The sequence below is a fragment of the Nostoc sp. UHCC 0252 genome (assembly GCF_034931145.1).
Lineage (GTDB): Bacteria > Cyanobacteriota > Cyanobacteriia > Cyanobacteriales > Nostocaceae > Nostoc.
Genome location: NZ_JAYGHE010000004.1, coordinates 14,405 through 29,722 on the forward strand (window position 1 = coordinate 14,405; position 15,318 = coordinate 29,722).

Annotated in this window: 13 protein-coding genes; 9 read left to right on the plus strand and 4 right to left on the minus strand. The window is 41.1% G+C overall.

The annotated features are described in order from the left end of the window. Positions 1 to 4 precede the first annotated feature (4 nt). Complete coding sequence (locus tag VB732_RS03400) at positions 5 to 5,923, minus strand: AAA family ATPase (RefSeq protein WP_323229427.1); 5,919 nt, start codon at positions 5,921 to 5,923, stop codon at positions 5 to 7. Between the two features lie 146 nt (positions 5,924 to 6,069). Between VB732_RS03400 and VB732_RS03405 the strand changes: the two genes are divergently transcribed. The 7 genes from VB732_RS03405 (at position 6,070) to VB732_RS03435 (ending at position 11,117) form a co-directional block, all read left to right on the plus strand. Beyond that, on the plus strand, positions 6,070 to 6,396 hold the full coding sequence (locus VB732_RS03405; RefSeq protein ID WP_323229428.1) for a DUF433 domain-containing protein: 327 nt from the start codon (positions 6,070 to 6,072) through the stop codon (positions 6,394 to 6,396). A gap of 3 nt (positions 6,397 to 6,399) precedes the next feature. Further along, positions 6,400 to 6,741 (plus strand): DUF5615 family PIN-like protein, encoded by a 342-nt coding sequence (locus VB732_RS03410; RefSeq protein WP_323229429.1) that lies wholly within the window; start codon positions 6,400 to 6,402, stop codon positions 6,739 to 6,741. A 106-nt stretch (positions 6,742 to 6,847) separates the two neighbouring features. Next, complete coding sequence (locus tag VB732_RS03415) at positions 6,848 to 7,570, plus strand: pyridoxine 5'-phosphate synthase (RefSeq protein ID WP_323229430.1); 723 nt, start codon at positions 6,848 to 6,850, stop codon at positions 7,568 to 7,570. Positions 7,571 to 7,690: 120 nt separating this feature from the next. Next, positions 7,691 to 8,410: a SnoaL-like polyketide cyclase gene (locus VB732_RS03420; RefSeq protein ID WP_323229431.1), complete on the plus strand. Its 720-nt coding sequence runs from the start codon at positions 7,691 to 7,693 to the stop codon at positions 8,408 to 8,410. Positions 8,411 to 8,475: 65 nt separating this feature from the next. Next, positions 8,476 to 8,805: an MgPME-cyclase complex family protein gene (locus VB732_RS03425; RefSeq protein WP_323229432.1), complete on the plus strand. Its 330-nt coding sequence runs from the start codon at positions 8,476 to 8,478 to the stop codon at positions 8,803 to 8,805. A gap of 279 nt (positions 8,806 to 9,084) precedes the next feature. Further along, positions 9,085 to 9,771 carry a hypothetical protein gene (locus VB732_RS03430; RefSeq protein ID WP_323229434.1) on the plus strand — a complete coding sequence of 229 codons (687 nt, stop codon included), beginning with the start codon at positions 9,085 to 9,087 and terminating at the stop codon, positions 9,769 to 9,771. A 167-nt stretch (positions 9,772 to 9,938) separates the two neighbouring features. Beyond that, entirely contained in the window at positions 9,939 to 11,117 is a 1,179-nt protein-coding gene (locus VB732_RS03435; RefSeq protein WP_323229436.1) for a transposase, read from the plus strand. 87 nt (positions 11,118 to 11,204) lie between these two features. Here the strand turns inward: VB732_RS03435 and VB732_RS03440 are convergent, their stop codons facing one another. The 3 genes from VB732_RS03440 to folD all read right to left on the minus strand — a co-directional run bounded on the left by VB732_RS03440 (position 11,205) and on the right by folD (position 14,026). Further along, a complete protein-coding gene (locus VB732_RS03440) occupies positions 11,205 to 11,666 on the minus strand; it encodes a divergent PAP2 family protein (protein ID WP_323229437.1) in 462 nt (153 codons plus the stop codon). A gap of 269 nt (positions 11,667 to 11,935) precedes the next feature. Further along, positions 11,936 to 12,868 (minus strand): geranylgeranyl diphosphate synthase CrtE, encoded by a 933-nt coding sequence (gene crtE / locus VB732_RS03445; protein ID WP_323229438.1) that lies wholly within the window; start codon positions 12,866 to 12,868, stop codon positions 11,936 to 11,938. 282 nt (positions 12,869 to 13,150) lie between these two features. Continuing rightward, positions 13,151 to 14,026 carry a bifunctional methylenetetrahydrofolate dehydrogenase/methenyltetrahydrofolate cyclohydrolase FolD gene (folD, locus tag VB732_RS03450; protein WP_323229439.1) on the minus strand — a complete coding sequence of 292 codons (876 nt, stop codon included), beginning with the start codon at positions 14,024 to 14,026 and terminating at the stop codon, positions 13,151 to 13,153. A 209-nt stretch (positions 14,027 to 14,235) separates the two neighbouring features. Here folD and VB732_RS03455 point away from each other — a divergent pair, with 209 nt between their 5' ends. Together VB732_RS03455 and VB732_RS03460 are read left to right on the plus strand one after the other, a co-directional pair. Then, complete coding sequence (locus VB732_RS03455) at positions 14,236 to 14,724, plus strand: hypothetical protein (RefSeq protein ID WP_323229440.1); 489 nt, start codon at positions 14,236 to 14,238, stop codon at positions 14,722 to 14,724. Positions 14,725 to 14,745: 21 nt separating this feature from the next. Next, positions 14,746 to 15,180, plus strand: coding sequence for an NUDIX hydrolase (locus VB732_RS03460; protein ID WP_323229441.1), 435 nt, complete (start codon positions 14,746 to 14,748; stop codon positions 15,178 to 15,180). Positions 15,181 to 15,318: the final 138 nt, after the last annotated feature.

Below are 15,318 nucleotides of genomic sequence, written 5' to 3' on the forward strand. Positions count from 1 at the left end.
CTTACTATTGTTGTTGAGTAGAAATTTGAATGACAAACTCTGTACCCTTTCCCAATTCTGAAGTACAGGAGAGTGAACCGCCATGTGCTTCTACTACAATTTGTCGAGCGATCGCTAATCCTAATCCAGTGCCTTGTCCTACAGGCTTGGTGGTGAATAAATGGTCAAATACTCGTTGCTTGACCTCCGGTGACATCCCCACACCGTTATCAGCAATCTTAACCACAATCTGCTCACCTGAGTCTGCTACAAGCGTTTGAATAGTGATGCGATTAGGGTTGGCTAGAATCGCTTCCAAACTCCGCTCTGTATTATATTGTTCAAGTGCATCAATGGCATTTGCTAACAAGTTCATAAACACCTGATTAAGTTGTCCAGCAAAGCATTCCACTAGGGGTAGTTTGCCATAATTTTTGACTACTTCAATTGCTGGACGGTTTTCGTTAGCTTTTAAACGGTGTCTGAGAATCAAAATAGTGCTGTCAATGCCTTCGTGAATATCAAAGGGAACTTTATAATCCTTATCTGCTCTGGAGAAGGTTCGCAAACTGGTACTAATACTGCGGATACGCTGAACACCCAATTTCATTGAGTCCAGTAATTTAGGTAAATCTTCACGTAAATAATTCAGGTCGATAGCATCAATTTCGTCTTGAATTTCTGAACCGGGATTGGGAAACTGTTTTTCATAAAGACTAATTAGTACAAACAAGTCTTTAATATAATCTTTGGCTGGTTCAATGTTGCCGGCAATGAAGCCGATAGGATTGTTAATTTCATGGGCAACACCTGCCACTAAATTCCCAAGAGCAGACATTTTTTCACCTTGCACCAATTGCAATTGCATCGTTTGTAATTCTTGCAATGCTTGTTCTAATTGTTGTTTTTGTTGTTGCAGCAATTGTTGTGCTTGCTGGACTTCAGTGATGTCTTCAGATGTGCCAAGTATACCAAAAACGTTCCCTTCTCGATCTTTTAAGGGAATTTTGTTTGTATTCGACCAGATTTGTTTTCCGTCTGCTTGCTGTAATGTTTCGATAATATTGAGTTCAGCTTGTCCAGACTCCATGATGCGGCGATCGCACTCTATATAAGAATCTGACTGTTTACGAGTCCAAGATAGATCGTAGTCTGTTTTACCAGTAACATTTTCTGGCACACCTACACCCGAAACTTCAGCAAAGTTTTGGTTACAGCCTAAATAAATACAATTGCGGTCTTTCCAGAAAACAGATTGAGGGATATTGTCGATAATTAACCGCAAGAATTGTTCCGTCTGTCCTAAGTTTTCTAAAGTATTTTGTGCTTGCTGATAAAGTCGGGCGTTTTCCAGAGAGATTGCAGCTTGAGTGCATAACAAATTCAGAATTTCGACGCGATCGCTGCTAAATGCTCCAGTAATCAAATTGTTTTCTAAATACAAAATCCCTAACAGTTTACCTTGATACAAAATCGGTGTACACAGCAAGCTTTTCGGCTGCTGACGAATGATGTAGGGATCGGCTATCAGCACCGGATGTAGTGTTGTATCAACAATGACGGTAGGTTGTTTGCTACGTTTGACGGCGTAAATTAGGCTATGGGGAACATCTGCGCTATCTTCCACAAAAATGGACTGTAACACCTTTGATTGCTGTCCAACTTGAGCAGTCGCCTCAACTAACAATCTATGTTCTTTGAGCAGTAGTAATGCACACTTATCTGCTCCAGCATTTTCAATCACCACTTGCAGTAGCTTTGTAAGTAATTTATCCAACTCAATTTCACTGGAGAGAGTCTGAGATGCTTTCAGAACTGTTGCCAAATCTAGCATTATTGATGTATTGCTGCTAGATGTTACTGATTTATTAATACTTGGATGGAAGGTAGCAACGCTGTCAATATTTGCAATCGTCTCATTGGGTGCGAATGGGGAGCGCGTCTGTTGTAAAATTGGCGCTAGCAGTTGTGGATAACGCTGCTCTAAGTCATCGACTTTGGCTTTAGCATCCCAGCGTGTATAGCAATAGTAAGCATTAATCAAATACTCTTGAGCAATGCGTTCTTTGCCCCATTCTAAATAAAACTTGGCGGCGAGTTCGTTGGCGAGAGCTTCTTCATTGATGTATTCGTTTTCTTTAGCTTGAGCAATGGCGCGATCGTATGACTCGATTGCATCCATATAGTTGCCAGAAATTCTGGCCATTTCCGCAGACAGCAATAGATATCGATGTAGAAAATTTTGGGGACAATTATCCGCCCAGTTTTTCTGGATTTGTTGATGTTCTTGGATAATGTCCCAATACTGCTTTTTCTTATCTAATGTTGCATTGGGATAAAGGGCTACTAAACTGAGGGGATAATAGAAATGATACTGAATAATTGGGAAAAAGCCAGAGTTACAAGCAAGGGTTTTCTCAGCTTCTTCTGCCGCTTTAATAGCATCTTCATAGCGACCATAAAGGTAAGACAATTGAATTTTGAGAAAAGAGTACCAATTAATTCCATGATCAAAGTTCTTTTTCTGCCTCCAAACTTCTATATATGGAATATTTTCGCCCTTGCTATCGTCTAATAAATCAGTGTTTTTAGATATATCTTGTAGGCTCAACAAAAACTGACGTTGTAAACTAAATGCATACAACATATTGACATCATTTACCTGTTGGACATAGCTCAGATATTTTTCAGTTTCTGCGTAAACATCTGATAGACTATCGCCCTTAATTAACATTGCCCAAATCAAAAACGAAACTGCCCAAACACCGAATACCAAATTTCCCGTTTCTTGACAAATTTGGAATGATTGTTGGGAAAGTGGTAAATTCGTTTTTAAATGCTGATTATAGGGATTAGTGGTGTGAGCAAAGATATTATTGGTCTTAAAAATAAATTGGGTACTATTGAAGTGACGATCAAGTTTTAGTGCTAATGTACCGAACTCATAAGCAGTTTGATAACTACTTTGATTTGCCAGACTCATTCCATAGAGACAGTAAGCAAAACCAGAACTTTCGGCATTGCCATAAGTTAACGATAAACTGATCATTAATAGAGGAGCCAAACAACTAAGATTTTGATCTCCTCCCATATAAGCTGCTGCCCAAAGGTCAGCTAAAAGCCCCATACACATCTTTTTATCTGGATCTGTCATCTCAGGCAAATCGAATAAATCTGCTGTGTGAATTTCTGCAAGTTTAGCTTTTAATTCCTTAAGCTCAGTTTCGATAGCAATTTGTTGTTTCTCAGAAGTAACAGGTAAATCCATACCCATGATGCTTAAAGCTTTCAGACCAGCTTTAATCCCATCTGCGATATTTTCGCCCTGAGTCATTTTCAGGTACATCTGAGTTCCATAAATATTTGCTTTTTCAAACTTATCTCTACTATTACTTAATGCTATATCAAATAATTTTTCTGCCTGATTAAAATCACCAGTTAAATATTCGCACTCCGCCGATTCTCGATGTAAACTAAATATGAGATTATAATTATGTTGCCAAGTTTCTTCTGCTAGTAATTCTCGCCCTAATGTGAAATATTTTACTGCCGCTTTATAAGCAGTGGAAGCTTTAGCTTTCTTTCCAGCAATTAGATTGAGTTGAGCTAGCTCTGATTTTTGCGATTGTTCATGAATTATATCAATCCCTTCATTTAACTGATTAACAATATCAAAGATGCTGTTTTCAATTAATTTCGGTAATGTATTATTTAAGAGTAATTGCCCAATTTTTAAATGAGTAGCTTTTCTTTGAGATTCAGGAATCAGAGAATAGGCAGCTTGCTGAACGCGGTCATGGAGAAATTTATAAGAGCAGGAATCAGGAGAATTGTCTTGCTTCAATTCTGAATTCTGACTTCTGTCTGCGCTACTAGAGAAGTAGGGCGTAGTCCATTGTGACTCTTCTTGATAGAATTTGTAGACTTCATTAGTAGGGATAATTAATCCATCTTGCACAGCTTTCCAAAAGTCTGCGGCTGTTTCCACCTGGGATTTTTCATGGACGATCGCTAATGCAGCTAAATCAAATTGGTTTCCCACACAAGCCGCTAATTTCAAAATTTCTTGAGTTTCTGTTGACAACTTTTTAAGTTGAATTGCCATGAACTCTACGACATCATCGGTAAGAGCGATCGCTCGCACCTGAGCAATATCACATTCCCAATAACCGCCGTCAAAATTAAATGTAATTAGTTGATCTTGATGTAGCACTTTGAGAAATTGGGTACTGAAAAAAGGATTACCTTTAGTTTTGCTCAATACCAACTCTGTTAAGGGTACAGCTAACTCTAGAGAACAACTTAATGTGTCTGCAACCAAATGATTGACCGATGTTTGATCAAGAGGAGCTAAGGTAATTGTATTGACTGTAGCGCCTAGTTTCTGAATTTCTTCCAAAGTCAGCATCAGTGGATGTACTGGGTTGACTTCGTTATCTCGATAAGCACCAATTAATAGTAGATAACCGATTTCGATTTCGCTCATTAACAAGTGCATTAACTTTAAAGAAGCGGAATCTGCCCATTGCAGATCGTCAATAAAAATCACTAATGGATGTTCTAGGGTAGTGAAGACTTGAGTGAATTTCAAAAACAACGAATTGAAGCGATTTTGGGCTGCACTCCCAGAGAGTTCCGGTGCAGGAGGCTGTTTACCAATCATACTTTCCAGTTCTGGAATCACCTCAATCATCACTTGTCCGTTCTCACCCAAAGCAGAGAGAATTTTGCACTTCCACTGCTCAAATTGAGTGTCAGTTTCAGTCAGCAGTTGCCTGATTAAGTCTCGGAAAGCTTGCACAAAGCCAGAGAATGGGATATTGCGCTGAAATTGGTCAAATTTGCCTTTAATAAAGTAACCCCGTTGTCGCACAATTGGCTTGTGGACTTCGTTCACCACAGCAGTTTTGCCAATACCAGAGAAGCCTGCTACCAACATAATTTCAGTGCTTCCCTGACTGACTCTTTCAAAGGCATCCAGTAAACTTTCAACTTCCTCTTGGCGACCGTAGAGCTTTTCTGGGATGATAAAGCGATCGCAAATATCCCGCTCACCTAATTCAAAGGATTTAATCGAGCCAATTTCCGACAATTGAGACAAACATTTTTCTAAATCAAATTTCAGCCCTAATGCACTCTGATAGCGATCTTCAGCATTTTTGGCCATCAATTTCATCACAATGTCACAAAGAACTTCGGGAATCTCTTCTTCCCCCCTACCTTCTAACTTTTCTGGAAGCTTTGCAATGTGACTGTGAACTAACTCCATCGGATCGTTAGACTCGAAGGGTAAGTGTCCAGCCAGCAATTCATAGAAGGTAACGCCGAGAGAATAGTAATCGCTACGATAGTCAATTCCGCGATTCATCCGTCCGGTTTGTTCTGGGGAAAGGTAGGCGAGAGTACCTTCTAAGACATTAGGACTGTGAATTTCCTGGGTTTCTCTGGGTAAAAGAGAAGCAATGCTAAAGTCAATCAACTTGACTTGCTTCGTATCCGGGTTAATGAGGATATTGGCAGGCTTAATGTCTTTGTGGATAACCCGATGGCGATAGAGTCCGTCAAGAATATTGCTTAGAGCGATCGCAATTTCCAAAAACTCTGTCAAAGTATATTGCTTATCCCCCATTTTTCCGTTAATCCAATCTCTGAGGGAAATGCCGCCAAAATCCTCCATCACCAAAGCATAGCTGTTGCGGTAAGGTTCCAGGCTGTAGGGATGAACAATACCGGGTAAGTCAAGATTTTTAGCGATCGTGTACTGATTACGAAACAGCAGCAGTTCGTTGAAGGTAGGATAGTCCTGCTGGAGCAGCTTGATGACGACCGGAATTAGATCGGCCTCTCGAATTGCACGGTAAACTAAGGTTCTAGAACCTGCATAAAGTTGTTCGCTAATTCGATAGTTCAAAAGCTTGTCCATCGGCTCAACTGCTGTATTCATACTTCATCAACTCTTGTTAAATCAGCTATTTATTTCAAGTAGTGTGCCCATAAACCAGCTTTTGCTAACGCAATTACGTTTTGTAAAGGAGATTTAACACCTAAACTTTGTTAATAAATACAATAAAAATTGAGCTAAGATACGCTATGACTCTCCAAGAACTTGAAAATCAAATCCTGGCACTACTTCCAAAAGAAAAAGCGGCAATTATCCAAAGCCTAACTCAAACCATCAACATCGGGGCAAAAGGTATCACGAAAACACCCGGTATTTGTGGTGGAGAAGCTTGTATTGCTGGAACTCGGATTGCAATTTGGCTATTAGTTGAAGCACGTCGCTTGGGAATTACTGAAGTCCAACTTTTGCAAGATTATCCTCATATTGGCGCAGCTGATTTAGTTAATGCTTGGATATATGCAGATGCTTATCCTGAAGAGATTGAAGCTGCAATTCGTGCTAATGAGGTTGCTTAAATCATGGCGCGTTTATACGCTGATGAGATGTTCCCACGTAAAGTTAGTGAACTGTTAAGAACAATGGGACATGATGTTTTAACTGTACAGGAAGCTGGTAACGCAAATTTAGGTATTCCAGATGATGAAGTGTTAGCCTTTGCAATCGCCGAGAATCGAACTGTAATAACACTAAATCGTCAAGATTTTATCAAACTGCATAGAAGCTCACCTAAACACTTAGGTATTATTGTTTGTACAAATGATACTGATAGGTTTCGAATGGCAACTCGAATTAATGAAGCAATTAATCAAGACGAACCATTGACAGGTAATTTGATTCGCGTTGTCCGCCCTACCAGTTGAAAATAATTGAAGCTCGTCTTCAATTTGTTTTGGGCTTCTCAAACAAAACTCCCACTATTTCCGGTAAAATCAAGTCTGAGGATTGTGGAATTGGGAGAAACTTGGGGTGCCTACACTTGGCGTTAACATTGACCACATCGCCACCATCCGGCAAGCACGGCGGACGGTGGAACCAGATCCAGTAGCGGCGGCGGTGCTGGCAGAATTAGCGGGTGCTGATGGAATTACGGTGCATCTGCGCGAAGATCGGCGGCATATCCAAGATAGAGATGTGCGGATATTGCGGCAAACAGTGCGATCGCATCTTAATTTAGAAATGGCCGCAACAGAAGAAATGCTAGCGATCGCTCTCGATATCAAACCAGATTACGTGACTTTAGTCCCCGAAAAACGCGAAGAAGTGACCACAGAAGGCGGACTAGATATTATCGGTCAAATTGCTAGAATAGGTGAGATAGTCGACAAATTGCAAAGTGCTAACATTCCAGTTAGTTTATTTATCGATGCAGAACCAGCACAGATTGAAGCATCTGTCAAGGTGCAGGCACAGTTTATCGAATTGCACACCGGACAATACGCTGAGGCTAAAGATGAAACACATCGCCACCGAGAATTAGCCATATTAGCTAAAGGTTGTGAACAAGCGATTCAAGCTGGATTGCGAGTCAACGCTGGTCACGGACTCACCTACTGGAACGTCTATCCTGTGGCTGCGCTTCCAGGCATGGAAGAACTGAACATAGGTCATACCATCATCAGTCGGGCAGCACTAGTAGGTATAGAAAGGGCAGTCCGCGAAATGAAGCAAGCTATAACAGGGGACAGGTGACAGGGGATAGGGAATAGGGCAATAAATTGTAACCTGTAAGCCATAACCTATAACCTAGAGGGATTGTCTACTGCGAAATCTAGAAATTGGGATCAAATCTTCTCTTCAGCAAAAACTTCTATGAGCGCAACAGAGTCTAACAAACTGCCACTTTGGGTACAAGATAGAGATAAGGTGATAGCAGAAAGCACTGATGTCGAGTGGCGCTATCAGACACCGCCTGATTATTCTCGTTCCAAAGAGAATCTTGCCCAAGAAAGTATCCACAATCACCTTGAAGGTACACTAGAAGCGATCGTGCAAAACTTGGTACGAACCTTTGAGATGGAGGTATCTTTCAAAGCTAACCCGCAACAGTGGTTATCTATTGTCAATGAACAGTTTCGCGTCAGTACCAACGGCGGAGTAGAGTATACCGCAGCAGATTTATCCGCCCAAGGTACTTACAACTTATTTATGCCTGATTCAGAGCATTACAAAGCTTCAGAAGAAACCTTTGAATCATCCGCAAAAGTCTTCCACACAACATTTCCTCAAGGATTTCCTTGGGAAGTGCTGGAAGTTTACTCAGGGCCACCAAATGTCACATTCAAATGGCGGCATTGGGGACATTTTAACGGAGAATACAAAGGCCATGCGCCTACTGGAGAGACAGTAGAAATTATTGGCATGAGCATTGCCAAAGTTACCGATGACTTAAAGGTTATTTCCTTAGAACATTACTTCGACAATAATCTGTTCTTGGAAAAGCTAACATCTGGTGGCAAACAGACAAATGACCAAAAGTCAGCAAGTGCTTGTCCGTTCAGTTCTTGGTTCAAGAAATCCCGTAAGAGTTAGTTCATAAGGGTACAGAATGTAGTACTGTGCCCTTACATGATTCACTTAACAACCAAAGGATGAAAATGCAAACATACCATTACGTTTTGGCTAGTCAACGCTTTCTTCTCCAAGAAGAACCCACACACGAAGTTATCAAAGAACGCACTCGTCACTACCACGAACAAGAAAAACAAATAGATTTTTGGTTGGTTGAGCAACCAGCTTTCTTGGAAGCGCCTGAATTTGCACAAATCAAGGCAAAGTGTCCGCAACCATCAGTAGCAATTATTTCTACAAATCCCCAATTTATTACTTGGTTAAAACTGCGTTTAGAGTACGTCATTACTGGAGAATTTCAGGCTCCTTCTGAAACAATACCAGATGCTTTGGCATCGCTTGCTACCGTATCTTAAGGAATTGAACAGAAACGTTGAGCGCAGTCCCCACCTAAAAATACTATAAAAGTATCTACATTTTAGGTGGGGTTAGCGAAACCAGTATAAACATTGATTGGGTATGGGGTTTTGCTAAATCATAAATAGTTCTTCTCCCCCATTCCCAATTCATTTTCTTTGGTAAGAACAAAATATATTTTGTAACAGCCCTTCTATTCACATACTGAAGTAGCTAGGTTTTAAGCTTTTTTCTTATAAAATCTTCTAGGACACCTTGATTTACATAATCTAACTTTTGTGCATAGATTTCAGACTTTACCAAGTGTTTTAGGATTAGCGATCGCAGGGTTGATTGGTGGCATGAGTTCTGTTTTTGCTCAACAAGCCATTCCTGCTTGTCAACCACCGACTTCGGGCGAGTATCTTTTATTAGTAGTTAGTCCCACAGCAAATAATCAAAAGCAGTTGCGTAGCGCCTTACCACCTGAGCTAAAGACCATTACCTGCAAATATCTCAACGAAACTGTAACGCGGATAGGGGGCTTTAAAAAAATTGATGATGCCAATCGATGGGCAAGGTATGTAAGTAATATTGTTGGCTTGTCTGCCATCATTACCACTAGACCGACAACGGCAGATGTGCAGCCACCACAACAAGCACCACAACAAGCACCACAACAGGCACAACGACTGCAACAGCCACCTCAGCAAACAGCTAACTATAATCCTCAAGCATTAGGAGAGGGTTATGCAGTGTTGGTAGATTATTACAACCGTCCTGAACTAGCAAATAACGTACAGCAAGTAGTAGGAGGTAACGTAGGTTTTGTTTCTTATGGACAACGCCCTTACTTGCTAGCGGTTTATACCACGAACCAAACTGAAGCGTACAACACATTGCAGAAGCTGAACAATGGTGGTTTTGTTGCCAGCATAGTAGATAGTCGCAAGGTGATTCTGCTACGCTCAACTGTGCGGCTGTAGCAATATTAAGTTTTTAGAATACTGATGCGATCTACCAATTTGGTAATTTGTCAATTGACAAATTACGATTCGTGAAGTGTAAAGCCCCCGTGTTTCTAACCGGGGGATATAAGCGAACAGGATAAATAAATTTATCCGTATCTTACATAAGATTGTAAGATAGATTTATGGCAAAGCTATCATTAACACTAAAACTACCTTTTTACCGACTAAATCAAATTAAAGCACTTGAATTTGAACGTATGACAATGGTTAATACTCAAGTTGCTAACGATTTGCTGTTGGTCGATACAAAAGAACGGAAAAAGTTAACTAGTTCTGCTTTTCGTCATGTAGAAATTGGATCAGCTTGGATTAATCAAACAATCCGCAACACTAATGCTAAGACAAAAGTAAAGCATTTTAAGCGGATGTGGTTAGAGGTCAATAACCAAAACTTTGAAATATCCAAGCAAGGCGAATTCTACACCATTGCTTTTAACTTATTAAGAGGACGGAAAGGGCGAATGCCTCTTGATGTTCATTCAGCCTCCCATACAGATACTTTAAATAAGGCTATTTCTGGAGCAGCTAAACTTGGTTCGCTAAAGTTATGCAAATCTAAAAAAGGCGTTTGGTATGCACTTATATCTGTGTCGATGGATGTTCCCGATGCAGGTGAAGTTAAAGGTTGGATTGGAGTAGATAGAGGACAAAACAATATTGCTGTTGCGGCACTACCAAAAGGGTTTGGTAAGTTTTGGAGGGGCGGTCAAGTTAAGCAGTTGAGACGACAATTTCAACGAACTCGCCGCCAACTTCAAAGCTCCAAACAATTTAAGGAAGTGAAGCGATTAGAGCAACGTGAAAGACGTATTATGACACATATTAATCATGTCATTTCAAAGCAATTAGTACAGTTTGCTCTTGATTTTGGAATGGGATTGCGGTTTGAAGATTTATCAGGATGCCGAAAGACAATGAAACAAAATAAGAAAACAAAGTCTGACGCTGCTAATAACCGCGATACATGGGCGTTTTATCAACTTGAACTGTTTTGTAGATACAAAGCAATCAAAGTAGGTGTACCCATTGAATCTGTGCCAGCACCATATACCAGTAAATCCGACCATCGTAATGGTGTGTTGGGTGTACGCAATGGTGATTGGTTTAGAGGATTTGATGGATATAGATGCAACGCTGACTGGAATGCTAGTCAAAATATAGGTCAGTGGATAGGTTTTTCATGCCCTCTGGATCTTAAGGAAGCTGTATCTGCAATGAGTACAGTTGATATAGAGGGTGGGGTCGATGACAGTCCCTTAACTAGTGTTGCGTCTAAGCAGGTGGATTTATCCCCTGCTTAGACAACCGCTAGAATCGCCGTCAATTTATTGCGGCGAGTGTCAACAGGTCTCAATTAAAAATAGTTGTTCAAACAAGGATTTATTGCCCTAGTTTAAATAAGCAAAGCTAGCTAACCAACAGATAGTTATACCCAAAGCCGATCCAGCTATTACCTGAACTGGTGTATGTCCCAGTAATTCTTTCAGACGGTCTTGGCTAAAGTCTGGTTTTTCATGAAATAATTCATCAATCATTTGATTGAGAATACGAGCTTGCTTACCAGCTGCTTGGCGAACTCCGGCTGCATCATACATAACGATGATCGCAAAAACCATCGCAAGGGCAAAATCAGGAGATGCCCAACCAAGTGTTTGTCCTACACCAGCCGCTAAAGCTGTAACTAAAGCTGAATGGGCACTGGGCATACCTCCGGTTGTCACCAAAACACGGATATTCAGTTTGCGATTTTTAACGATCTCGACTACGAGCTTTAATGCTTGAGCAATTAAACAAGCGACCAGAGCAACCAGCAGCACCCGGTTGTCTAAAATGTTGCCTATGTCCCGCATGGTATTTTGGTTAGGTTAGTAAATATTAGCAGCAGTTGTTGGTTGAGGAAACATTTAAATTCAACCCAAAATCCAAAATTAACCTAGTACATCAGGGTGGAAACAGATCAATTATTCAAAATTGCCTAAAAGCTAATCAAATTAAGCTTTTTGAATTTTGAATTTTGAATTCTGCTGGACGGTGGTAGTCAGTATGATGTAAATAAACCACCCACTCCCAATCCATGAAACCCTTGCGGTGTAAAGATATAAAGTTACACAAAGCGTTGCTAGTTATTGCGACTAGTAATAAAATGAGCGATCGCTTGGAGTGGCTTGGCTCTGTCCCCAAATGGTTCTAATTCCGCACAAGCTACTTTAACTAGCTCTTGGGCTTTTAAGCGCGATTCTTCAAGTCCCCAAAGGCTAGGATAGGTCACTTTCTTCGCTTGTTGATCTTTACCAGCCGTTTTACCTAATTGCTCTTTTGTAGAAGTGATATCCAAAATATCATCGATGATTTGGAATGCTAGCCCAATATTTTCAGCATAACGGGTTAGTCGCTGAACATCTTCAGTTGATGCCCCAGCGATGATCCCGCCACAAACTACGCAAGCTTCTAAAAGGGCGGATGTTTTGTGTCTATGAATAAAATTTAGCGTTTCTAGAGAAATATCTGATTTTCCTTCACACTCTAAATCGACAACTTGACCACCGACCAAACCAGCTGCCCCCAGCGCCCGACCAAGACGAACAATTACCTGCAAGGTTAGCTCTCTGTTAACGCTTTGGGGAGTTTTAAGGGCAACTAACTCAAAAGCGAGTGCTAATAAGCCGTCCCCAGCCAAAATCGCCACATCTTCGCCATAGACTTTATGATTTGTCAGCTTTCCGCGACGGTAATCGTCATTATCCATTGCTGGAAGGTCGTCATGAATCAAAGACATTGTGTGGATCATCTCCACAGCACAAGCCGTTGGCATAGCCATTTCGATAGTGCCACCCATCATTTCACAGGTAGCAAGGCAAAGAATGGGACGTACACGCTTGCCGCCAGCTAATAACGAATAGCGCATCGCCTCATAAATCTTTTCTGGATAAATGATGGGGATAGCCTGATCTAAAGCAGTATCACAAAGCTTTTGTCGCTCTTTGAGATAGGCTGCTAAGTTAAATGTGGCTTCCTCTGGTGGTGTCTTTTGAACGTTATCAGTTGCTACCATTCTTCAATTCCTGACACTTTGGGATTTTTGTCTTATACGTCACAATTTTAAGGTGCTGTGGGGCTGAAAAAATGAAGAGTTCGGAATTAGGAGTTTGGAGTTGAGACGCGATTAATCACGTCTGTACAAAAGTTAGGAGTAGAGACGCGATTTATCTCGTCTCTACAGGAGTTAGGATTAATAATTCTTAACTCATTACTCATTACTCATTACTCATTACTCATTACTCATTACTCGTTACTCATTACTCGTTACTCATTACTCATTACTCATCACTCTCTTTCATTTTCTTGCTGCTCTGGAATAACTGGTGAATGTATTTTGCAACAATATGGCGACAGTCATAGGGCCAACACCACCAGGAACGGGGGTAATAAATCCTGCTACACCAGCAGTGGATTCAAAGTCAACATCGCCAATTAAGCGACTTTTGCCAGCATCAATGACGCGATTCATTCCCACATCTACCACAACAGCACCTGGTTTTACCATATCAGCAGTAATTAGTCCGGGACGGCCTGCTGCTGCAATTAGAATATCAGCATTTCGGGTGATGGTTTTGAGGTCATGCGATCGCGAGTGAGCGATCGTGACTGTAGCATCAGCTTCTAATAGCATCAACGCCATAGGTTTACCCACCAAAATACTGCGTCCCACCACTACTGCCTGTTTTCCCTGCAAAGGAATCTCATAAGCCTGTAAAAGCCGCATCACACCATCCGGGGTGCAGCTACGTAAACCAGTTTCCCCCCGTACTAATCGCCCCAAATTGACTGGGTGCAATCCATCAGCATCTTTATCGGGATCAATTTGATGTAGCAAAGTCACAGCATCCAAGTGGTTAGGTAAGGGCAACTGCACCAGAATGCCATCAACCCGTTCATCGTCGTTTAGTGCAGCAATAACCTCTTCTAACTCTCCAAGGGTCGTTTCGGCAGGAAAATGCTTACCAAAAGAGGCGATGCCAACTTTAGCGCAGGCTTTTTCTTTATTGCGGACATAAGCGGCTGACGCTGGGTTATCGCCAACCATTAACACTGCTAAACCAGGGGGTCGTCCAATATTTGGTTGTAATTGTGTAATAGCTACAGAAAGGTCTTGCTGAATTTTCGCAGCTAAAGCTTTACCATCAAGGAGTTTGGCAGTTTTTGTTTCCATGAAAATTCCCAACTATAATTAATTCGTTTTTTGTCCAAAGTCTGAAATAGAAATATCAATTATTGACTTTTAACTATTATTGTGTATTTGTTGATGTCGTAGCGTTTCTCTCAGAGTAAAACCATAATGTTTATTTTCTCAGATCAACGGCTTTATCTGAAGAATAAAGAGTTGAGAGCGTGTTTCTAAAACCGTAGAGAATATCATAGATGGGAACTGACCTAATGGAACTGGCGACAAAGCAAGCAGTGAAGCAAAAATTTGCTCAATCGGTGGCTTTCATGCAACAAACAAGAAATTTTTCCCTTTCGTTCTTGTACGGGTATAGTATTGTTCCCTACCGCCTGGGGTTAGTTTTTTTATTGGCGGTAGGACTTAGTAGTTGTGGTAGTTTAACCTCGTCTGGCTTGAATGGGAGTAATTTTAAAATTGGTACTAATGTCACCCCAATTCGAGAAATTAAGCCAGGACAAGACAATCAGGCTACAGTTTACATTCAAGGTCAGGTGGAAAACCAAGCTCCTTTAATGAAGCAATGGGCTTATCAAATTAGTGACTCGACTGGCAAAATTTGGGTTGTCACCAATCAAAAGAATCTGGCTAAGGGAGCGCAGGTCGTGATTAAAGGTAAAATTCGCTACCGAAGTATCCCTTTAGCTGGTAAAGAATTAGGAGAAGTGTATCTAGAAGAAGAGTAATTAGCAATTAAAAATTAATATATGAACAATCAACCGGTGCATGTAGCGATCGCAATTCTCTATCAAAAAAACCAGTTTCTCATGCAACTACGCGATAACATCCCCGGTATTCTCTACCCTGGCTACTGGGCACTATTTGGCGGTCATATCGAACCCGGTGAAACGCCTGATGTCGCAGTAAAGCGAGAAATTTTAGAAGAAATCGGCTACGATTTACCACCTTTTGTAGAATTTGGCTGTTATCCCGACGGAAGAGTTGTCCGTCATGTCTTTCATGCACCTCTCTTAGTGGAATTAAATCAACTGGTTTTGAATGAAGGCTGGGATATGGGATTATTAACCCCAGAAGATATTCACCAAGGTAACTGTTATTCGCAAAATGCTGGGGAAGTAAGACCTTTGGGAAATATGCATCGGCGAATTATGTTGGATTTTATGGAGAGAAGTAAATCTTAATGGGAATGGGGAATGGGGAATGGGGAATGGGGAATGGGGAATGGGGAATGGGGAATGGGGAATTAGGAAAGACTTGTTTCAAGTTCTCACCTCTTGTCCCCCTGCTCCCTGCCCCCTGCCCCCTGCCCCCTGCTCCCT